A 19,672-nucleotide genomic window follows, 5' to 3' on the forward strand; every position below is an offset into this window, starting at 1 on the left:
CGATTACCGGCGAACCGGCCGCGCGGCGCGTCGCGCCACCGCCCGGACCGCCCTGTGACCGGTCCGACGGCGACCTCGGCGACGGCTATCATCGTCGCGCCCGCACCGCACGCCCCCCGATCGGATGCCGATGTCAGATCGCGCCGTCACCACGGACGCGCTCCCCGCGAGGACCGACGCGGGTCCACCCCCGCCGAGCCCCGGGGAGCACCGTCGACCGTTCGTCAAGCGGGTGGCGCTGAGCGCCTGGTTCTGGCCGACGGCGTTCGCGGCCCTCGCGGTCGGCTGGGGTATCGGCAGCCCGGAGATGTGGCACGACGAGCTGGTGACCGTCGACGTGGCGACCCGCTCCACTCGGCAGATCATCGGGATGCTGGCAAACGTCGACGCCGTACACGGGACGTACTACCTGTTCATGCACGGCTGGACCACGCTGTTCGGCACCTCACCGGCCGCGGTACGCCTGCCGTCGGCGCTGGCCATGATCCTGGCGACGGTGTGCGTGGCGCTTGTCGGGCGGCGGGTCTTCGGTCAGACGGCGGGGGTCGCCGCCGGTTTCGTCTTCGCCCTGGTGCCCACCGTCACCCGGTTCGGCCAGGAGACCCGCTCGTACGCCTTCGTCGTCCTCGCCGCGGCCGCGGCCACGCTGTTCCTGCTCCGCGGGTTGGAGCGACCCGGGTGGTTGCGGTGGGCGGCGTACGTGCTCGCAGTGGCCGGCATCGGCCTAGTGAACGTGGTGGCGCTCACACTGCTGCTCGGGCACGGCGTGGCCGTCCTCGTCCACTGCTGGCGCGAGCGCCGATGGTGGTCGCTGCTCTGGTTCACGCTCGCCGCCGCTGCCGGGGCGGGCATCGCCTCGCCGGTGATCCTGCGGGGCATGAAGCAGGCGGGCCGGCAGATCAGCTGGATCCCCGACAGCGCGCCCTGGATCGTCTGGGAGCAGGCCCTCGGCTCGACGCTGCTCGCCGTCGCGGTGACCGCGCTGGCTGTGGGGGGCATCCTGACCCACCTGCGGCGCGACGTCGCGGCCCGGACCGTCATGGCGGCGGTGGTCGCCGTCCTGCCGCTGCCGGTGATCCTGCTGGCCTCCACCGGCGACATCAACTACTTCTTCTCCAAGTACCTGCTCTTCCTGGTGCCCGCCTGGGCGGTGCTCGCCGGTGCGGGGATCGCCGCGCTGCGCCGCCCACCGCTGGTGGCGGCCACGCTTGTGGTGATCGCCGCCCTGTCCGTGCCCGGTCAGCTCGCACTGCGCGACGAGTTCTCGCACGGCTGGTACACGTATCCGCAGGCGCGGGCGTTCGCGCCGCTGTCCTACTCCGAGGCGGCACGGGTCATCGAGGCGGGCTACCAGCCCGGCGACGGACTTGTGGCGGGCGGCCCCTGGTGGTGGATGCACGAGCCGGGTGTGCGCTACTACCTCCCGGCGGACGTGTCCCCCCGCAACGTCTTCCAGCAGCGGTCGGCGGTCCAGCGCGACGAGCTGTTCGGCTCCGACTGCGCCGACCCGGCCCGCTGCCTGCGTGACGAGCCCCGCCTCTGGATGCTGTTGCCGACCATCACCGACGCGCCGCTGAACGGGCTGCCCAAGAAGCAGGCAGCCGCGCTGACCGGCCGCTACGACGTGGTCAGCGTCACCCACGTGACCGGCCTGACCGTGGCGCTGCTGCAACGACGCGGCTGAGCGGTGTCACGGCCGGCACCGCGCCGGCCGTGACACGGTTACCCCCGGCGACGCCCGGGTAGGGGGTCCGGCATGGCGGAACTGTCGACCCTCTGGATCATCCGACACGGCGAGAGCACCGCGAACGTTGCGGCCACCCGGGCCGAGACCACCGGCTCGGAGCTGATCGAGCTCAGCCACCGCGACGCCGACGTGCCGCTCTCCCCCACCGGCGAGGAGCAGGCCCGGGCGACCGGTCGCTGGCTCGCCGGGCTGCCCGAGGACCGCCGCCCCGACGTCGCCGTTGTCTCGCCGTACCTGCGGGCGGTGTCCACCGCCGAACTGGCGCTGCACGGCACGGGGGTGCCGGTCAGCCGCGACGAGCGGCTGCGCGACCGGGAGCTGGGCATCCTCGACGGCCTCACCGCGCACGGGGTTCGTCAGCGGTTCCCCGACGAGGCCGAACGCCGCGCCCGGTTGGGCAAGTTCTACTACCGGCCGCCCGGCGGCGAAGCCTGGACCGATGTGGCGCTGCGCCTGCGGGCCCTCCTCGGTGACCTGCGCCGGGACCACGCCGGTCAGCGGGTGCTGCTCTTCGGCCACGACGCGCTTGTCTTCCTGCTTCGTTACCTGGTCGAAGGGCTGACCGAACCGGAGCTGATGGAGTTGACCCGCCAGCACGTCATCGCCAACTGCTCGATCACCGACTGGTCCGCCGACGCCGACGGCCGGCTGGTGCTGGGCGGGTTCAACGAGATCGGTCACCTGCGACGGCAGGGCGCCGAGCCGACCAGGGAGGACGAGGTCCATGCCGAACCGGTCTGAGGTGCAGGTGATCACGCCGGGCCTGCTGCGGGACTGGGCACTGCCCGTTCCGACCGGCGGCAAGGAGAGCCGAGGCACAGTGCTGGTGATCGGCGGCTCCCGCTTCACCCCCGGCGCGGTGCTGCTCGCCGGTGTGGCCGCGCTGCGCGCCGGCGCCGGGGTGCTCCAGCTGGCCGCCGCCGAGTCCACCGCCGCCACGCTGAGCATCCAGGTGCCCGAGGCGCTCGTGATCGGGCTGCCGGAGACCTCCGACGGCGCGGTCGTCGCCGACCGTGGCGGCCAGCTCGACGACCTGATCGCTCAGGCGGACGTGGTCACCCTCGGCCCCGGCCTCAAGGACATCGACGAGACCGTCCGGCTGCTCAACCTCGTCCTGGAGACGGCCGGGCCGCGAACGCCGCTGGTGCTCGACGCGTACGCCCTCGGTGCGCTCAGCCACGAGCCGAAGCTGCTCGTCGGCTCGGGCCGGCCGGTGGTGCTCACCCCCAACGTCACCGAGGCCGGGCACCTGCTCGGCCGGGACCCGGGCGACGACCTGGACGCCGAGGCCGCCGAACTGGCCGCCCGGTACGAGGCCGTCGTGTCGCTCTACGGGCACGTGGCCGCCCCGGACGGGCGCCGGTGGCGCGAGGAGAGCGGGGACGCCGGGCTCGGCACCTCCGGCAGCGGCGACGTGCTCGCCGGCCTGCTGGCCGGGCTGCTATCCCGGGGCACCGACCCGGCGCAGGCCGCCTGCTGGGGTGCCTTCGCGCACGCGGTCAGCGGTCAGCGGCTCATCCCCCGGTACGGCCGGATCGGCTTCCTCGCCCGGGAACTGCTCGACGAGATCCCGCGCACCCTCGCCACCGTCGCCTGACCAGACACTTCGGCCGATTCCACTCGTTTCCGCAGTTCAGCATCCGGGTACCGGATCGACACCAGACGAGCCACCAAAGGGGGTCAGCCGGTGTCGACCGATGCCATCGTCCTGCTCAAAGAGGACCACAAGGAGATGCGCCGCCTGTTCAAGGCGTTCCAGGACGCCGAGGAGGGCCCAGCCAGCAAGCGGCAGAAGCTCGTGGACCAGATCCTGGAGGCCCTCACCGTGCACACCTACCTGGAGAACGAGGTGATGTACCCGGAGGTCCGCCGGCTCCTGCCCGACCTGGAGGACGACATCCTGGAGTCGTACGAGGAGCACCACGTGGCCGACGTGCTCTGCCTCGAGCTGACCAGGATGGACGCCGACGACGAGCGCTTCAACGCCAAGACCACGGTGCTGATCGAGACCGTCACGCACCACGTCGAGGAGGAGGAAGAGGAGTGGTTCCCGAAGGTACGCGAGGCGCTGGGGCGTAAGCAGCTCCAGGAGATCGGGGAGAAGATGATCGCGCTGCGCGCGGACGCGCCCCGGACCCCCACCGAACCCAAGGCGATCAAGAAGGCACGCGACGCGGTGACCGCCTGAGCCGACACCGTACGACGAGGGGCCCGGCGCTGCCGGGCCCCTCGTCGTGGACGACGTTCGGCGGGGTCAGTCGCCGGAGCCGGGTTCGGCCATCCGACGGTGCTGCGCGGCCTTGAGCTTGTCCGGGACGAGCTTCCCGGCGGCCGTCTGCACCTTGTTCACGAACGATCCCGCGGTGACGGTCTGGTCGCCCCTCATCAGCGCGGCGAAGCCCTGCGCCGCGACCTCGGCCGGGTCGTCCTTCTTCCCGGAGCCCACACGGGTGTCCTCCATGTCGGCGCGCTCGAAGAACGCCGTGTCGGTCGGCCCGGGCAACAGGGCGGTCACCGTGACGCCGGTGTCCTTCAGCTCGTTGCGCAGCGCCTCCGCGAAGGACTGCACGAACGACTTCGACGCGTTGTAGACCGCCTGGAACGGTCCCGGCATGGTGGCGGCGATCGACGACGTGAACAGCACCCGACCGGCGCCGCGCTGGACCATTGCGGGCAGCAGCAGCTTGGCCAGGTGCACCGTCGAGCGCACGTTCAGATCCACGATCTCCAGCTCGTCGCGTAGGTCGGTGCCCCCGACGAACTCCCCGCCGGCGCCGCGGCCGGCGTTGAGTGCCAGCGCCTCCAGCGGGCGTCCGGTCGCCTCGACCGCCGCCACCAGCTCCCGCACGTCCTGCTCGCGGGCCAGATCGCCGCGGATCGACCAGACCTGCGGCCCACCGTCGCGGCGCAGCTTCTCGGCCGCCGTCGCGATGCCCTCGTCCTCGGCGGCGACGATCAGGTCGAACCCGTGCTCGGCGAACTGGACCGCCAACTCGTATCCGATCCCGCTGGACGCCCCGGTCACCAGGGCCAGCGGCCGGTCCGTGGTCGGTGTGGTCATGGTTGACTCCTCTCGTACGGCGCTGCCGCCGCCTGCGCACCCCGTGCGGCAGCCGTCCACCAAATGCCCCGCCACGGACCGTCCAAGCAACCTCGGCGGGTCGGGTCCGGAGGTCGACCGGGTCCGCCCCGGCCGGCCCGGTAGGATCAGCGCGGGCCGTTACTGGCGCGTGGGGATGGACAACCATCAGGGAGCGGCCCCGTCACGAGGACGTTTTTGCCGAGCGCCTGGGCCTTCCGCACGTCTGTAGGAGGTCGTATGTCGCAAAACGCCGAATCCACCGCATTCCGGAGTGCCCTTGAGGTGATCCGGGCTGTCGAGCCACGGGTAGCCGACGCCATCGGCGCCGAGCTGACCGACCAGCGGGAGTCCCTCAAGCTCATCGCCAGCGAGAACTACGCCTCCCCGGCGACGCTGTTGGCGATGGGCAACTGGTTCAGCGACAAGTACGCCGAGGGCACCGTCGGGCGCCGCTTCTACGCCGGCTGCCAGAACGTCGACACCGTCGAGGCGCTCGCCGCCGAGCACGCCCGGGAGCTGTTCGGCGCCGCGCACGCGTACGTGCAGCCGCACTCGGGCATCGACGCCAACCTGGTGGCCTTCTGGGCGGTGCTCGCCGACCGGGTGGAGTCCCCCGCCCTGAAGAAGGCACAGGTCCGCCAGGTCAACGACCTCACCGAGGCCGACTGGTTCGCGCTGCGCCGTGAGCTGGGCAACCAGCGGATGCTCGGCATGTCGCTGGACGCGGGCGGCCACCTCACCCACGGCTTCCGGCCGAACATCTCCGGCAAGATGTTCGACCAGCGCAGCTACGGCACCGACCCGGCCACCGGCCTGATCGACTACGACCGGGTGGCCGAGGCCGCCCGCGAGTTCAAGCCCCTGATCCTGGTCGGCGGCTACTCGGCGTACCCCCGGAAGGTGAACTTCCGGATCCTGCGGGAGATCGCCGACTCGGTCGGCGCGACCTTCATGGTCGACATGGCGCACTTCGCCGGCCTGGTGGCGGGCAAGGTCTTCACCGGCGACTTCGACCCGGTGCCGCACGCGCACATCGTCACCACCACCACCCACAAGTCGCTGCGCGGCCCGCGCGGCGGCATGGTGCTCTGCGGCCCGGAGCTGGCCGACCAGGTGGACCGGGGCTGCCCGATGGTGCTGGGCGGCCCGCTGCCGCACGTGATGGCCGCCAAGGCGGTCGCCCTCGCCGAGGCCCGTCGCCCCGACTTCGCCGATTACGCGTCGCGGATCGTGGCGAACTCGCAGGCCCTCGCCGAGGGTCTGCTGCGGCGCGGCGCGGCGCTTGTCACCGGCGGCACCGACAACCACCTGGTGCTGATCGACGTGTCCGGCTACGGGCTCACCGGCCGCCAGGCCGAGCAGGCGCTGCTGGACTCGGGCATCGTCACCAACCGCAATTCCGTTCCGCAGGACCCGAACGGCGCCTGGTACACGTCGGGCATCCGGATCGGCACCCCGGCGCTTACCACCCGGGGCCTCGGCACCGCCGAGATGGACCAGACCGCGGAGCTGATCCACACCGTGCTGGCCCAGACCACCGCTGGCGCCAACGCTGACGGCACCCCGTCGAAGGCGAAGTACACCCTCGACCCGGCGCTCGCCGACAAGGTGTCCCGCCAGGCCACCGACCTGCTGGCCCCACACCCCCTCTACCCGGGCATCAACCTGGCCTGAGCTGTCCTGTCCCGGTCGCGCAACCCATCGCGGTCGATCATGGAGTTGTGGTGGTGGACGAAAGCGGTCCACCCTCCCGTATCGGGCACCACAACTCCATGATCGACCCGTGTGGCAGGTGGGACCGGGACGGAGGGCAGCGGGGTTAGTTCAGAGGGCGCTTCAGGTGGTAGCGGTGGACTTCTGTGCTGCCCTGGACGTTGTTGACGTCCTCGGCGGCGGCCACCAGCTCCCAGCCCTCGCGGCCGGCACGGTTGAGGTGCGCGATCGCTGTGTCGCCGAAGGCCGTGATGTCCTTGCGTGACCCATCGGGGCCGTACCAGACGAACGAGACGTGGAAATTGCGGCCCTGACCCTGATAGCGGCGGACGAGCAAGGCGTACTCCCAGGCAACCATGGATACATTATGACCGTCCATCCAGGACGGCGGGACACCGACAGTCACTCTTCGCCATCGGATGACAGCTTTGCGTCAACATGACTGACCCGCCGGCGATCAGCGGACGGGAGCCGGCGCGACAGTGGGCGTCTGGGCGTGGATGTGGAAGCGCAGCGAGCGGGCGTCGGTGAAGCACTCCCGCATGGGCCGCACCAGGTCCCGGTGCTCAGGGCTGCGTTCCCAGGTCTCGAAGTCGGCGAGGCTCGCCCACTCGCTGGTGATCAACCACTGCTCCGGGTCGGTCGACGAGCGGCACACCTGGTCGACCAGGTGCCCCGGCACCCCACCGGCCACCAGGTGCCGCACCTGCTCGTACGCGGCAAGGAACGCCTCCGTACGCGGCTCCGGCACCCGTACCAGGAAGACCACCCGGGCTCGCTGCTCGCTCATGACGTTCCTCCCGCCGTCGGCGCGGCCCCCCGCAGGACCAGCGCGCTGTTGAACCCGTCGAAGCCCCGCGCGCAGACAAGCGCCAACCGGCGGTTCGGCCGGCGGTGCTCCCGCAGGAAGTCCAGTTCGCACCCGTCGGCCACCTGATCCGGGCCGGCGGACGCGGGCAGTGTGTCGTGCGCGAAGGCGAGCAGCGCGGTGGCCACGTCCAACGCCGACCCGCCCTGGTGTGCGCGCCCGGTCAACGACTTGTGCGTTGTCACCGGAGGCGGCCGGTCGGCGAACACCGCGCGCAGCGCCTGGGCCTCGCTGCGGTCGTAGCGGGGCACGCCGAGCGCGTCGGGCACCACCACGTCGATCCCGGCCGCCGAGACGCCCGCCCGGTCCAGGGCCAGTCGCATGGCGCGGGCGTACTGGATCGGATCGCCCGCGCTGTCCGCCGTGGTGTGGGCAGCGTCGTGGGTGGAGCCCCAGCCGCTGACCTCGCCGTAGACCCGGGCGCCGCGCGCCAAAGCGTGCCCCAACTCCTCCACCACGAACACCGCGCCGCCCTCGGCCGGCAGGTAGCCGCTGGCCGTGGCGTCGAACGGCCGGTACGCCCGCTCCGGGTCGGAGACGTCGCTGAGCAGTCCCGAGCGCAGTTGGCAGGCCAGCGCGTACGGGCTCAGCGGGCACTCGGTCGCCCCGGCGATCACCACAGGCGTGCCCCGGCGTACCGCACGGGCCGCGTGCGCGAGGCTGTCCAGCCCACCGGCGGCCTCGGCGACAAGCACGCCACTCGGGCCCTTGAACTGGTGGTGGATGGAGAGCTGCCCGACGCTTGCCGCATAGAACCAGGCGATCGACTGGTACGCGCCGACAGTGCGCGACGTACCGCCCCAGAGGCGTTGCAGCTCCCGCTGGCCGAACAGGTTGCCGCCGGACGAACTGGCCAGGGTCATGGCGTAGCCGTACGGGTCGGGTGCCCGCTCGGGCAGGCCGGCATCGGCCAGGGCCAGTCGGGTGGCGGCGAACCCGAGGTGCGTCCACCTGTCGGTCTGTACCAGTTGCCGGCTGCCGGCGTACGCGTCGGCGGCGAAGCCTGGCACCTCCCCGCCGTACCGGGTCGGGTAGTCCGACGGGTCGAACAGCGTGATCGGTCCGGTGCGGCGGGTGCCGGCGAGGACCGTACGCCAGTGCGCGTCCACGCCGATTCCGCTGGGCGCGACCACGCCGATGCCGGTCACCACTGCCCGGGCTGTCACGCCACCGCTCCGGTCAGGCGGCGGAACACCATCGCCGACTGGAAGCCACCGAAGCCGCTGCCCACCGACAGGGCCACGTCCACCGGGACCTCGCGTGCCTCGTTCGGTACGTAGTCGAGGTCGCATTCGGGGTCGCGGGTGCTCCAGTTGGCGGTGGGCGGAACCACGCCGAACTCGATGGCGAGCGCACACGCGGCCATCTCGATGGACCCGATGGCACCGAGCGAGTGCCCCACCATCGACTTGATCGAACTGATCGGCACCCGGTACGCGGCCTGGCCCAGCGCCCGCTTGAACGCTGCCGTCTCGTGCCTGTCGTTCTGCCGCGTGCCGGAGCCGTGGGCGCTGATGTAAGAGACCTGCTCGGGGGCGATCCGGCCCTGCTTGAGCGCGTCGGTGACCGCCAGGCCCATCTCCAGCCCGTCCGGGCGCAGCCCGGTCATGTGGTAGCCGTTGCTGCGGCTGGCGTACCCGGCGACCTCGCAGTAGACGTGCGCTCCGCGCCGGCGGGCGTGCCCGGCCTCCTCCAGCACCAGCACCGCCGCGCCCTCGGCAAGCACGAACCCGTGCCGGTCGGCGTCGAACGGGCGGGAGGCGTGCGCCGGGTCGTCGTTGTCCGGGCTTGTCGCCTTGATGGCGTCGAACGAGGCGACGGTGACAGGTGAGATCGGCGAGTCGGCGGCGCCGGCCAGTACCACATCGGCCTCACCGTCGACGATCATCTGATGGGCGTAGCCGATGGCGTCGATGCCGGAGGTACAGCCGGTGGAGACGACCTGCGCCGGGCCGTGCAGGCCGTGCCGGCAGGCCACGTCGGCGGCCAGGCTGCTGGGCACCAGCGCCTGATAGAGGTACGGGCCACCGCGCGCCGCGTCGACAAGCCAGCGTCGCCCGTGCTCGCTGACCCGGACGTACTCCTGCTCCAGGGCCGTCGTGCCGCCCACCGCCGTACCGAGCACCACCCCGGCCCGATCCCGCTGCGCGTCGGTCAACTCCAGGCCGGCGTCGGCGACCGCCTCGGCCGCGCAGGCAAGCGCGAACTGCACGTACCGGTCGGCCCGGCGTCGCTCGGCGTCGGTCAGCCCGGCGGCGACCGGATCGAAGTCGCACTCGGCGGCGATCTGCGAGCGGAACGCCGACGGGTCGAAGAAGCTGATCCGCCGGGTGGCCGTACGCCCCTCGGTGATGGTCTTCCAGAAGCGGTCCCGGCTCGCGCCGCCGGGTGCGACCACCCCGACGCCTGTCACCACAGTGCGCCGCCCGGTCACGATGACTCGACAAGCTCGGTGTCGACGTGCCCCAGCTCAGGGCGGGGGGCGAGCGGGCCCAGGTGGAAGACCACCTCGGCCGGTTCGACGCCCGTGTTGCGCAGCCGGTGCCGCACGTTCACCGGCACGAACAGCGCCTCACCCGCCGCCAGCGACGTCGGCTCGCCGTCCAGGTCCACGATGATCGCGCCGCGGGTCAGGTACAGGAACTCCTCGCTGTACGGGTGGTAGTGCTCGGCGATCCGCTCCCCCGGCGCGAGCGTCGCCACCCCGAGGAAGCCCGATGTGCTGCCGACGGTGCGTGGGCCGAGCAGTACCCGCAGCTCGCCACCGCGCCGACGGTCGGCCGGGACGTCCCCGGCGGCGATCGGTCGGGTGCTCAGGTCACTCATCGCCTGCTCCCGTCGGCTCGTCGCTGTCGGTGTCGCTCTGCTCGGCGCGTTGCCTGGCGATCCGCTCCACCCGGTCCTTGATCACGGCGAGTTGGACGACGCTGTTGGTGTTGATCCGCTCGGTCATCGCGGCGTTGTCGACCGGCGCGGTCGGCTTCATGGCGAAGTCCTGCGTCCAGGTCATCCGGGTGCCGCCGGCCTCCTCGGTGTAGCGCCAGTGGATCCGCATGTACTCGAACGGCCCGGTCTCCACCCGGTGCGCCCGGACCCGCCGGCTCACCGGGTCGGCGGTGCGTTCGCTCACCCAGCTCCAGGACACACCGTTCTCGTCGGGGTACATGGTGAGCCGGAACCGCACCGTGTGCCCGTCACGGTGCAGGATCTCCACCACCGCGTACTCGGTGAACAGTTCGGTCCAGTTCGCCACGTCGTTGGTGACCTCCCAGACCAGTGGGAGTGGCGCGTCGATGACGATGCCGTTCTCGGTGTGACCGGGCGGGTCGGCGCGGCGGGCCACCAGGTCGGCGACCGCCGGGATGCTCAGCTGCCCGGCCTGCTCCGGGATGCTCACCTGCCACCTGTCGGCGACGACGGCGGAGAGTTCCAGCAGGGCGAGCGAGTCCATGCCCAGTTCCTCAAGCGAGGCGGCGGGGGCGCGGGCCGCGGCGTCGGCGTCCAGTCCGCAGTGGGCCACCAGGATGTCGGTGATCTCGGCGGTCAGCGGGCGACCATGGGTGACGGTCATCGGGTCCTCCTGTGGGGAACGTCGGGCTCCGCGGCGGGCGCGGTGCGTGCTGCGGTGGTGGCCGTCGACCGCTGCGCGGGCGTCGGAGGTGGTGTGGCGAGCAGGCGGTCGACGATGCCTGTGGTGTAGCGGCCCTTGCGGAAGGAGGCGTCGTCGAGGACCCGCCGGACGAACGGGATGGTGGTGTGCACGCCCGGCCCGGCGACGTCGAACTCCTCCAGGGCGCGCTCCAGCCTGTTGAGCGCCAACTCCCGGTCGGGCGCCCAGACCACCACCTTGGCCAGCAGGGAGTCGTACCAGGGGCCGATCAGGTAACCGGCGTGGGCGTGGGTGTCCACACGGGTGAACGGGCCGCCGGGCGGGGTGAACCGGTCCAGCCGGCCGGGGGTGGGTGCGAAGTCGCGGTCGGGGTCCTCGGTGTTGACCCGGCACTCCACGGCGACGCCGTGCAGCCGGATCTCCTCCTGCCGCCAGCGCAGCGGCACCCCGGTGGCGATGTGCAACTGCTCGTGCACCAGGTCGATCCCGGTGATCATCTCGGTGACGGGGTGCTCCACCTGGATCCGGCAGTTGATCTCCAGAAAGTGGAACTGCTCCTCGGCGTCGACGAGGAATTCAAGGGTGCCGGCGCCCACGAAGCCGACCTCCAACGCTCCCCGGAGCGCGGTCCGGGCGATGGTGTCGAGGGTGGTGGCAGGCAGCGCCGGGGCGGGCGCCTCCTCGACGAGTTTCTGGTGCCGTCGCTGCACCGAGCAGTCCCGGGTGCCCAGGTGCACACCGTTGCCGTGCGCGTCGCAGAGCACCTGCACCTCGACGTGCCGGGCTGTGGTGAGGTACCGCTCGACGTACACGCGGTCGTCGCCGAAGGCGGCCTGCGCGGCGGCTCTCGTCCGCGCGTACGCCCGGGCCAGCTCGCCCCGGGCGTGCACCACCGTCATTCCCCTGCCACCGCCCCCGGCGGCGGCCTTCACGATCACCGGGTAGCCGATGGCGTCGGCAACCTCGGCCGCCGCGGCGGCGGTGGGGACTGGTGCGATGCTGCCCGGCGACAGCGGCAGGCCGGCCTGGCTCATGAGGGCCCGCGCCGACGACTTGTCGGCGAGCGCCGCCATCACCGCTGGCGGCGGGCCGATGAAGACCAGTCCGTTGTCCGCGCAGATCTCGGCGAAGTCGGCGTCCTCGGACAGGAAGCCGTAGCCGGGGTGCACGGCCTGGGCGCCCACCTGCCGGGCGGCCTCCACGATGGCGGCGGCGTTGAGGTAGCTGCGCCGGCTCGACGCCGGGCCGATCCGGACAGCCTGGTCGGCGAGGCGGACCGCCGCCGAGTCGGCGTCGGCGGCGGAGTAGACGACAGCCGTCCGGACGCCGAGTTCCCGGCAGGCCCGCAGCACCCGCAGCGCGATCTCGCCCCGGTTGGCGATCAGCACGGTCTCGAACATGGCCACCCCATCCGCGCCGTCAGGCCGGATCCAGCTCGACAAGCGGCTGGTCGTACTCCACCGGTTGGCCGTCCTGGACGAGGATCGCGGCCACGCGACCGGCGCGGTCGGCGGTCACCTCGTTCATCAGTTTCATCGCCTCGACGATGGCGACCGGCTGTCCCGGACGGACCAGGTCACCCACAACGACGAACGGCCCGGCGCCGGGTTCCGGCGCCCGGTAGAAGGTGCCGACGACGGGCGCCCGGACCGCCGTGCGACCCGGGACCGGCGGCCGGATCAGCGATGCCGTCGGACCGGAGGCCGTAGCGGTCGCCTGCGGTGGCGCGGCAGGCGGCAGATCCGGGGGTACGCCTGGCATCGTCGACGCCTCGCCGGGGTGCCACTCCACCTCCAGCACCGTCGACCCACTGTGCAGCCGGATGCGGCGCACCGGTCCGGCCAGCTCGGCCATCAGCTGCCGTACCTGCCGGCGCAGCCCGACCAGCACCTCCTCGTCGGGCACCGCGGCCGCGAGCGGCGCAGCCGCGAGCGGCGTGACATCAGGCGGCGCGGCGGCGTCGGGTCCGGCGGTCACCGGGCACCCGCCCGGGTGCCGGCGCGGGCCGCACCGAAGCGCCGGAACCGTTGCCTGCGCCGACGGACCAGGGTCGCGGGCGGCACGTCCAGCAGGGGCAGCAGGTTGGCAAGCAACGCGGCACGCAGCCGGTCGGCCGTCTCCGCCGGGTCGTCGTGCGCGGCGGATGCCGGCTCCGGCACGATCTCGTCGACCACGCCGAGGCGGCACAGCTCGGGTGCGGTCAGCCGGAGCGCGCGGGCGGCCTGCGGCGCCGCGCGCCGGTCCGGCCAGAGGATCGCCGCACAGCCTTCCGGGCTGATCACCGAGTAGACGGCGTGCTGGAGCATCAGCACCCGGTCGGCGACCGCGAGGGCGAGCGCGCCACCGCTGCCGCCCTCACCGGTGATGACCGCGAGCACCGGGGTCGGCAGCATGGTGAGGGTCAGGATGTTCTCCGCGATCGCCGCCGCCTGCCCGTGCTCCTCGGCGCTGACCCCCGGGTCGGCGCCCGGGGTGTCGACCAGGGTGACCACCGGCAGGCCGAGCCGGGCGGCCAGGCGCATCAGCCGCAACGCCTTGCGGTGTCCGGCCGGGCTGGCCATACCGAAGTTACGGGCCACCAGCTCGGCTGTGGTGTGGCCCTTCTGGTGACCGATCACCATCACGTGTCGACCGGCCAGCTTGGCCAGGCCGCCGACGACGGCCGGACAGTCCCCGCCGAGACGGTCGCCATGCAACTCGACGAACCCGTCGAAGACGGAGTCCAGATAGTCCAGTGTGGTCGGTCGACCCGGGTGCCTGGCGATCCGCACGGTGTCCCACGCGTCGCGTACCGCCGGCTGCGGCTCTCCGACGGCCGCCGCGCCGACAGCGTCGGCGGCCGGTGCCGGGCCGTCACCGGTGCCGCGCTCGCGGTACGGCGACGGCTCCTGCCGGGGTACGGGCGGACGGCTCGGACGGCAGTGGTCGGCGGCGGCGAGCAGCGCCGACAGTCGCCCCCGCAGCGACCGGCGCTGCACCACCATGTCCACCTGGCCGTGGCGCAGCAAGAAGTCGGCGGTCTGGAAGCCCTCGGGCAGTTCCCGGCCGGTGACCTGGCGGATCACCCGGGGGCCGGCGAAGCCCATCCGCGCGCCGCTCTCGGCGAGCACCAGGTCGGTGTTTGTGGCGAACGACGCCGCCACCCCGCCGTAGGTCGGGTCGGTGAGGACGCTGACAGTGAGCAGACCCGCCTCGCGCAGCCCGGCGATGGCCTGGCTGACGGTGGCCATCTGCATCAGCGACAAGGCGCCCTCCTGCATGCGCGCACCGCCGGACGCGGTGACGAGGACGAGCGGGATCCGGTCGTCAAGCGCCCGTTCGGCGGTCCGGGTGATCAGCTCACCCACCGCGCTGCCCAGGCTGCCGCCGAGGAAGCGGAAGTCCATCACGGCCAGGGCAGCCGGGTGTCCACCGATGGTGGCGGTGCCGCAGACCACCGCCTCGGGCAGACCGGTGCCGGCCCGCGCGGCGGTGAGTCGGTGCGGGTACGGCAGCACGTCGACGAAGTCGATCGGGTCGGTCGCGGGCAGCAGGTCGGGCAGGAGGCACAGCGACCCCGGGTCGACGAGTTGCCGGAGCCGTTCCGGGGCGCCGAGCCGGGCGTGCGCACCGCATTCCGGGCAGACGTCGAGGTTGCGCCGCAGCCGCTTGCGGTAGAGCAGGCTGGAGCAGCCGGCGCAGCGGGACCACAGCCGCTCCTCCCGGGGCGCGGTGGCGGTCACGAGCGCCGCCCGGCGTCGGTGGCGTCGAACCTGTAGAAGCACTGCGCCATCGCGTCGCGCGGCGAGCGCCAGGTCGGCAGGTACGGCGAGACGTACGGCCGGAGCCGGTCGCTGACCCGTACGAACTCGGGGTGTTCCCGGACGGCCTCCACGGCGTCCGGCGCCGGTCGCTCGGTTTCGAGCAGGTGCACGTAGAGGTCGTGCAGTCGGTACAGCGAGCGGTGCCGGACGCCGACCAGGCGCGGCAGCTCCGTCGCGTCCGACTCGGCGAAGATCTCGGCCACCTGTACCTCGGCGGTCGGGACGACCTTCGCGACGATCAACGATCGGTCCATGTCTGGGCCTCCCCCCACGGCGTCCGGTCGGCGGGGAACTCCCGGACGCTGGACGACTGCCGACACGATGCGGCAGCCTTCGTCACCACGGCGTCACGGTGACGGGCCGGTCAGCGACGCTGAGCGGTGACGCTGCGTCGATTCAACCTGTGTGTCAGCTATGCGTCCGCCGGCATCCCGGCTATAGGGTTTCAGCAGTTCAGAACCGATCTCACGGTAGGCGGCATTGACAGAAGTGTGCCCTGTCGTTGACTCACCGTGACCATGATTGATAATCTTCACCGTGGTCAGCCCGGCGGCTCCGGCGGGCGGCGCCGCGCCCGGACGGCAGTGTTGGCGCCCCACCGACGGGGTCGACAGCGGCGTCACGGGCAACCATCCGGACACAGCAGACAGTCGGGACCCAGCGTTCCGCAGGGGGTGCCGCCGTGACCGCTGACCCGTCCAGGCCGACCGCCGGAGGTTCCCAAGCAGCCGCCGACATCTCGCTGCACCTGCTCGGCGGCTTCCGACTCCTGCGAGGCTCCGCGCCGGTCGTGGTGCCGCGCGGTCTGCAACGCGTGATGGCGCTCATCGGGCTGCGCCCCGGCGCCCCCCGCAGTCAGTTGGCCGGGCTGCTCTGGCCCGACGCGTCGGAGGAGAGGGCACTGTCGGCGCTGCGGACCGCGCTGTGGCGGCTGCGGCAGGACCCGTGCTGCCCGATGACCGTCGCCGGCGACACGGTCCGGCTGCACCCCTCGGTCCGACTGGACGTCGACGATCTGGTCGGCACGGCCGCCCGGGTCCGCGACGGCGCCGACGTACGGACCACCGCCGGGGCGCTCGCTGCCGGCCGGCACGACCTGCTGCCCGGCTGGTACGACGACTGGGTGCTCCTGGAACGCGAACGGCTGCGTCAGCTGCGCCTGCACATGTTGGAGCAGGTGGCCACGCAGCACCTCACCGCGGGCCGGCACGGCGAGGCGTTGCAGGCCGCGCTGGAGGCGATGGCCGCCGAGCCGCTGCGCGAGACACCGCACCGGCTGGTGGTCCGCATCCACCTCGCCGAGGGCAACGCCTTCGAGGCCGTGCACGCCTTCTACGTCTACCGCGACCTGCTGCGTCGGGAGCTGCGGCTGGAGCCCAGCCCGGCGATGAGCGCGCTGCTCGACGACACGCTCGGCCCGATCCGCGCGGCCACCCGCCCGACGAGCACCGGCCCGGAGGTCGGCGGGTGGCCGTCACCGGCCGTCCGGCGCACGTGACGGCGACGTGACACACAGTGCGCCACGGTTGGCGAATCGAGCACGTGGCCACTGACCCGAGGGTCGGAAACGGTCACCGGGGGAAGGGGTTCCATGAGTCGTCTGCTGATCGTCAGCCGGATCGTCCCGGGCGAGGAGGGGCGCGTCGCGCAGATCTTCGCCGAGTCCGACGCCACCGAGTTGCCAGGTCTCACCGGTGTCGTCCACCGATCCCTCTACAGCCTGCACGACCTGTACGTGCATCTCATCGAGACCTCGGACGTCGACCCGGACGCGCTCGCTGCCGCCCGCAACCATCCGCTGTTCCGGCAGGTGAACGAGCGGCTCGCCGCACACACCTCGCCGTACCTGTCGACCTGGCGCTCCCCCAAGGACGCGATAGCCGACTGTTTCTACCAATGGGACGCTGCCGACGCGACCGCCGCCCACCCGGCCGGCTGACGTGCCCACCGCGCCGCCACACGTCCTGATCATCGGAGCTGGCACCGGCGGGCTGTGCCTGGCGCACGGGTTGCGTCGCGCCGGGATCAGCGTCGCCGTCTACGAACGGCACCAGCACCGCTCCGGAGGGCTGCTCGGCTACCGGGTGGGCATCGGTCCGACCGGCACGCGAGCGCTGCGCGACTGTCTGCCACCGGACGTGTTCGCCACCTTCCTGGCCACCTGCGCCCAGGCGCCGCGCTACTTCAACGTGCTCACACAGAAGCTGACCGAGACCGCCTCGTTCGAGCTGCGACCCGCCGTCGACCCGGTGCACACCGAACACTCGGTGAGTCGCATGACGATGCGCCAGGTACTGCTGACCGGCCTGGCCGACGTGGTGCACTTCGACAAGACCTTCATCCGGTACGAGCAGCACGACGACGGTGACGTCACCGCGCACTTCGCCGACGGCACCACCGCCACCGGTGACCTGCTGGTGGCCGCCGACGGCACGCACTCGGCGGTACGCCGGCAGTACCTGCCGCACGCCGTCATCCGGGACGCCGGCACCATCAACATCGCCACGCGGATCCCCCTGACCCCGCACACCCGTGACCTCCTGGCCGAGCGCGTCCGTACGGGCATCTCGCTCATCTTCGGCACCGGCGGCACCATGGGCGTGCTGCACGTCATGGAGTTCCCCTGGCACACCGACCGGACGATCAAGAAAGGTGTCAGCGCCGACCGCGCCGCCCTGCTGCGGGCCTGGCCCGGCCTGTCGCAGGACACCAGCACCGACCACATCAACCTGATCATCTGGAGTACGGCCCGCCGCTTTCCCGCCGATGTCATGCGGATGCGGGGCGACGACCTGATCGGACTGGCCCTGGACCTCACCCCGAACTGGCATCCGCACCTGCGGGAGTTGCTCAGTCGCGCCGATCCGGGCAGTGCCCTGCCGATCAGGGTGAGCACGTCCGAGCCGACGCCGCCCTGGAAGAGCACGACAGTCACGCTGCTCGGCGACGCCATCCACACCATGACACCGGGGCGTGGGGTGGGAGCGAACACCGCGCTGCGCGACGCCCGTCTGCTCTGCGAGCAGCTCGCCCGCGCCGTCGACGGCGACAAGACGCTGGTGCAGGCGGTGGCCGACTACGAGGCAACGATGGTGCCGTACGGCTTCGCACGGGTCGCCGAGTCGCTCAACCGCAGCGGTACCAGCGGCGACGACCGGATGTACCGGCCGGTGGTGGGTCGGCTCGCGTTGCTCGGGGCGCGGGGCTACTTCGGGGTGACCAGCCGGGTGCCGAGACTGCGCCGCCGATTCGTCAACGACTTCCACACCTACGAGGGCGACCAGGACTGAACTTCCGCCGTCACCGACCCGGGCACACGCCCCGCGCGTGTCCGGGTCGACTGCTGTGCGAGGCGGTCCGTCGCGACGCTGCGTCACCCGTCACGCACCCCGCGAGGTGCCCGTCCCACCCACACCCTCCCTGACCGATCCTGCCTGTCGTCGCCGCAGCGCATGTGCGAAGCTGCGGCGAGTTTTTCTCGTGACTTTTCCGACGACGTGAGAGGGAGGTTCGCCGTGGAGTGGTCTATCGGACACTCACTGATAGTGATTCTGGCACTGTTGCTGGGCTTGGCCGCCGGATGGTTGCTGCGCGGCCGGCAGGGCGCGCAGTCCAACGGGCAGAGTCCGTCGATGGTGGACGGTGACCCCGTCGCCGGCCTGGCCGTGGTGGCCCCTCCGGCGACACCGGCGACCATCGACGAGGATCGGGCGGCGGCGACCGTCGACCCCGCTCCGGTCGCTGTCGTCGACGGGCCTGCCCCCGTGGACACGGTCAGCGCACCGGCTGCGGTGACCACGTCGGACGAACCCGCCCCGGCGGACACCCCGAACACGTTCGACGTGGGCGACATGGCCCTCACCGAAGCCCCGCCGCCGGTCCCCGCCGCCGAGCCCGCCGACGCGGCGGACGTCCGCCCGGAGCCCACGGCGGAACCGATCGCGCCCGAGGAGCAGCCCGCCGAGCAGGCCGCCCCGGCGTCCGTCATCGCTCCCCGCGAGCCGGCGGACGACCTCCCGCTCACCGACGCCCCGCACGCCGAGGTCCCGCAGGCCAACACCTCGGAGGTTGACGCCCCGCAGGACGACACCTCGGAGGTTGACGCCCCGCAGGACGACACCTCACAGGCCGAGGTCCCGCAGGCCGAGGTCCCGCCGGCGGAGACCACCCTCGCCGACATCCCGCCGGCCGAGACCACGACCACCGACGCGCCTCCGGCCGAGACCACGGCGGCCGACGGCGCGTACACCGAGGACACCTCTGCCGCGACGGCGGCTGCCGTCGCCGCGGGCGTGTCGTCGGCGGACGCCCAGGCCACCGAGCCGGCGCGGGCCACGCCGCCGGTCCGACCGGCCGACGCCCCGCTGGCACAGTCGGCCGACGACAGCGCGCCGGACTCCACGGACGCCGGCCCGGCCGACGACTTCCGCCGGATCCAGGGCGTCGGGCCGAAGATGGCGGCGGCGTTGCAGACCGCCGGAGTACGCACCTACGGCCAGCTCGCCGAACTGGACGAGGCGGCCCTGCGGGACCTGATCCGGGCCGCCGGCCTGCGTGCCGCGCCCAGCCTGGCCACCTGGCCCCAGCAGGCGCGGGTGCTGGCCGGTGCCGCCGACGAGGCGGTCGCGGTGCTGCCCGGCGGCGACCAGGGCTGACGTTTCGACATCGAGCCCCTGGCCGGCGTTCCCACGGGGACGCCGGCCAGGGGCTCGATCCTTGTCGGGCTGCCGTCCACGATCGGCTCGGTGGCCCTGAGCCGCCACACAACGGAGGAGCCCCTGAAGCCCAGGCGACGGGGCGGATCACCCCGGTCGAGGGAGAACATGGACGAGTCCGGGCGGCGCGGCCG

The 19,672-nt window shown here is 72.4% G+C and carries 20 protein-coding genes and 1 riboswitch; of the genes, 9 read left to right on the top strand and 11 right to left on the bottom strand.

All coding sequences use genetic code 11. The features are described from left to right. The first annotated feature begins 130 nt into the window (after positions 1-130). The 4 genes from F4558_RS10795 to F4558_RS10810 all read left to right on the top strand — a co-directional run bounded on the left by F4558_RS10795 (position 131) and on the right by F4558_RS10810 (position 3,935). A complete protein-coding gene (locus F4558_RS10795) occupies positions 131-1,684 on the top strand; it encodes a glycosyltransferase family 39 protein (protein WP_167943936.1) in 1,554 nt (517 codons plus the stop codon). Positions 1,685-1,756: 72 nt separating this feature from the next. After that, on the top strand, positions 1,757-2,488 hold the full coding sequence (locus tag F4558_RS10800) for a histidine phosphatase family protein (RefSeq protein WP_167943937.1): 732 nt from the start codon (positions 1,757-1,759) through the stop codon (positions 2,486-2,488). After that, positions 2,472-3,344 (top strand): NAD(P)H-hydrate dehydratase, encoded by an 873-nt coding sequence (locus F4558_RS10805; protein ID WP_053659938.1) that lies wholly within the window; start codon positions 2,472-2,474, stop codon positions 3,342-3,344. The genes F4558_RS10800 and F4558_RS10805 overlap by 17 nt, the downstream gene beginning before the upstream one ends. A gap of 90 nt (positions 3,345-3,434) precedes the next feature. Further along, positions 3,435-3,935, top strand: coding sequence for a hemerythrin domain-containing protein (locus F4558_RS10810; RefSeq protein WP_053659936.1), 501 nt, complete (start codon positions 3,435-3,437; stop codon positions 3,933-3,935). 66 nt (positions 3,936-4,001) lie between these two features. On the opposite strand, the gene F4558_RS10815 is transcribed toward F4558_RS10810, so the two are convergent. After that, entirely contained in the window at positions 4,002-4,808 is an 807-nt protein-coding gene (locus tag F4558_RS10815; protein ID WP_167943938.1) for an SDR family NAD(P)-dependent oxidoreductase, read from the bottom strand. Positions 4,809-4,956: 148 nt separating this feature from the next. Then, positions 4,957-5,048: riboswitch (ZMP/ZTP riboswitch) on the top strand. A gap of 18 nt (positions 5,049-5,066) precedes the next feature. Between F4558_RS10815 and F4558_RS10820 the strand changes: the two genes are divergently transcribed. Continuing rightward, positions 5,067-6,503 (top strand): glycine hydroxymethyltransferase, encoded by a 1,437-nt coding sequence (locus F4558_RS10820; protein WP_167943939.1) that lies wholly within the window; start codon positions 5,067-5,069, stop codon positions 6,501-6,503. A gap of 145 nt (positions 6,504-6,648) precedes the next feature. Here F4558_RS10820 and F4558_RS10825 read toward each other — a convergent pair whose 3' ends face one another. The 10 genes from F4558_RS10825 to F4558_RS10870 all read right to left on the bottom strand — a co-directional run bounded on the left by F4558_RS10825 (position 6,649) and on the right by F4558_RS10870 (position 15,077). After that, positions 6,649-6,900 (bottom strand): hypothetical protein, encoded by a 252-nt coding sequence (locus F4558_RS10825; RefSeq protein WP_053659931.1) that lies wholly within the window; start codon positions 6,898-6,900, stop codon positions 6,649-6,651. A gap of 99 nt (positions 6,901-6,999) precedes the next feature. Beyond that, positions 7,000-7,332, bottom strand: a complete 333-nt coding sequence (locus F4558_RS10830; protein ID WP_053659929.1) for an antibiotic biosynthesis monooxygenase family protein — start codon at positions 7,330-7,332, stop codon at positions 7,000-7,002. Continuing rightward, complete coding sequence (locus F4558_RS10835; RefSeq protein ID WP_167943940.1) at positions 7,329-8,576, bottom strand: beta-ketoacyl synthase N-terminal-like domain-containing protein; 1,248 nt, start codon at positions 8,574-8,576, stop codon at positions 7,329-7,331. Before F4558_RS10835 ends, F4558_RS10830 begins: the two co-directional genes overlap by 4 nt. Continuing rightward, positions 8,573-9,844 carry a beta-ketoacyl-[acyl-carrier-protein] synthase family protein gene (locus F4558_RS10840; protein ID WP_053659925.1) on the bottom strand — a complete coding sequence of 424 codons (1,272 nt, stop codon included), beginning with the start codon at positions 9,842-9,844 and terminating at the stop codon, positions 8,573-8,575. The genes F4558_RS10835 and F4558_RS10840 overlap by 4 nt, the downstream gene beginning before the upstream one ends. Further along, the gene (locus F4558_RS10845; RefSeq protein ID WP_053659923.1) at positions 9,841-10,236 is read right to left on the bottom strand and encodes a cupin domain-containing protein; all 396 of its coding nucleotides are present in this window, start codon (positions 10,234-10,236) and stop codon (positions 9,841-9,843) included. Before F4558_RS10845 ends, F4558_RS10840 begins: the two co-directional genes overlap by 4 nt. Next, positions 10,229-10,981: an SRPBCC family protein gene (locus F4558_RS10850; RefSeq protein WP_167943941.1), complete on the bottom strand. Its 753-nt coding sequence runs from the start codon at positions 10,979-10,981 to the stop codon at positions 10,229-10,231. Before F4558_RS10850 ends, F4558_RS10845 begins: the two co-directional genes overlap by 8 nt. Then, positions 10,978-12,420: an acetyl-CoA carboxylase biotin carboxylase subunit gene (locus F4558_RS10855; RefSeq protein ID WP_167943942.1), complete on the bottom strand. Its 1,443-nt coding sequence runs from the start codon at positions 12,418-12,420 to the stop codon at positions 10,978-10,980. The genes F4558_RS10850 and F4558_RS10855 overlap by 4 nt, the downstream gene beginning before the upstream one ends. A 19-nt stretch (positions 12,421-12,439) precedes the next feature. Then, a complete protein-coding gene (locus F4558_RS10860) occupies positions 12,440-12,997 on the bottom strand; it encodes an acetyl-CoA carboxylase biotin carboxyl carrier protein (RefSeq protein ID WP_312877306.1) in 558 nt (185 codons plus the stop codon). Continuing rightward, on the bottom strand, positions 12,994-14,742 hold the full coding sequence (locus F4558_RS10865) for an acetyl-CoA carboxylase carboxyl transferase subunit (RefSeq protein ID WP_053659918.1): 1,749 nt from the start codon (positions 14,740-14,742) through the stop codon (positions 12,994-12,996). Before F4558_RS10865 ends, F4558_RS10860 begins: the two co-directional genes overlap by 4 nt. Next, positions 14,739-15,077, bottom strand: coding sequence for a TcmI family type II polyketide cyclase (locus F4558_RS10870; RefSeq protein ID WP_167943943.1), 339 nt, complete (start codon positions 15,075-15,077; stop codon positions 14,739-14,741). The genes F4558_RS10865 and F4558_RS10870 overlap by 4 nt, the downstream gene beginning before the upstream one ends. A gap of 428 nt (positions 15,078-15,505) precedes the next feature. Between F4558_RS10870 and F4558_RS10875 the strand changes: the two genes are divergently transcribed. The 4 genes from F4558_RS10875 to F4558_RS10890 all read left to right on the top strand — a co-directional run bounded on the left by F4558_RS10875 (position 15,506) and on the right by F4558_RS10890 (position 19,478). Beyond that, on the top strand, positions 15,506-16,321 hold the full coding sequence (locus F4558_RS10875) for an AfsR/SARP family transcriptional regulator (protein ID WP_053659914.1): 816 nt from the start codon (positions 15,506-15,508) through the stop codon (positions 16,319-16,321). A gap of 93 nt (positions 16,322-16,414) precedes the next feature. Beyond that, positions 16,415-16,762 (top strand): TcmI family type II polyketide cyclase, encoded by a 348-nt coding sequence (locus tag F4558_RS10880; protein ID WP_053659911.1) that lies wholly within the window; start codon positions 16,415-16,417, stop codon positions 16,760-16,762. Position 16,763: 1 nt separating this feature from the next. Continuing rightward, positions 16,764-18,113, top strand: coding sequence for an FAD-dependent oxidoreductase (locus F4558_RS10885; RefSeq protein WP_053659909.1), 1,350 nt, complete (start codon positions 16,764-16,766; stop codon positions 18,111-18,113). Between the two features lie 255 nt (positions 18,114-18,368). Next, complete coding sequence (locus tag F4558_RS10890; protein WP_312877307.1) at positions 18,369-19,478, top strand: helix-hairpin-helix domain-containing protein; 1,110 nt, start codon at positions 18,369-18,371, stop codon at positions 19,476-19,478. Positions 19,479-19,672: the final 194 nt, after the last annotated feature.

Source organism: Micromonospora profundi (genome assembly GCF_011927785.1).
GTDB lineage: Bacteria > Actinomycetota > Actinomycetes > Mycobacteriales > Micromonosporaceae > Micromonospora > Micromonospora profundi.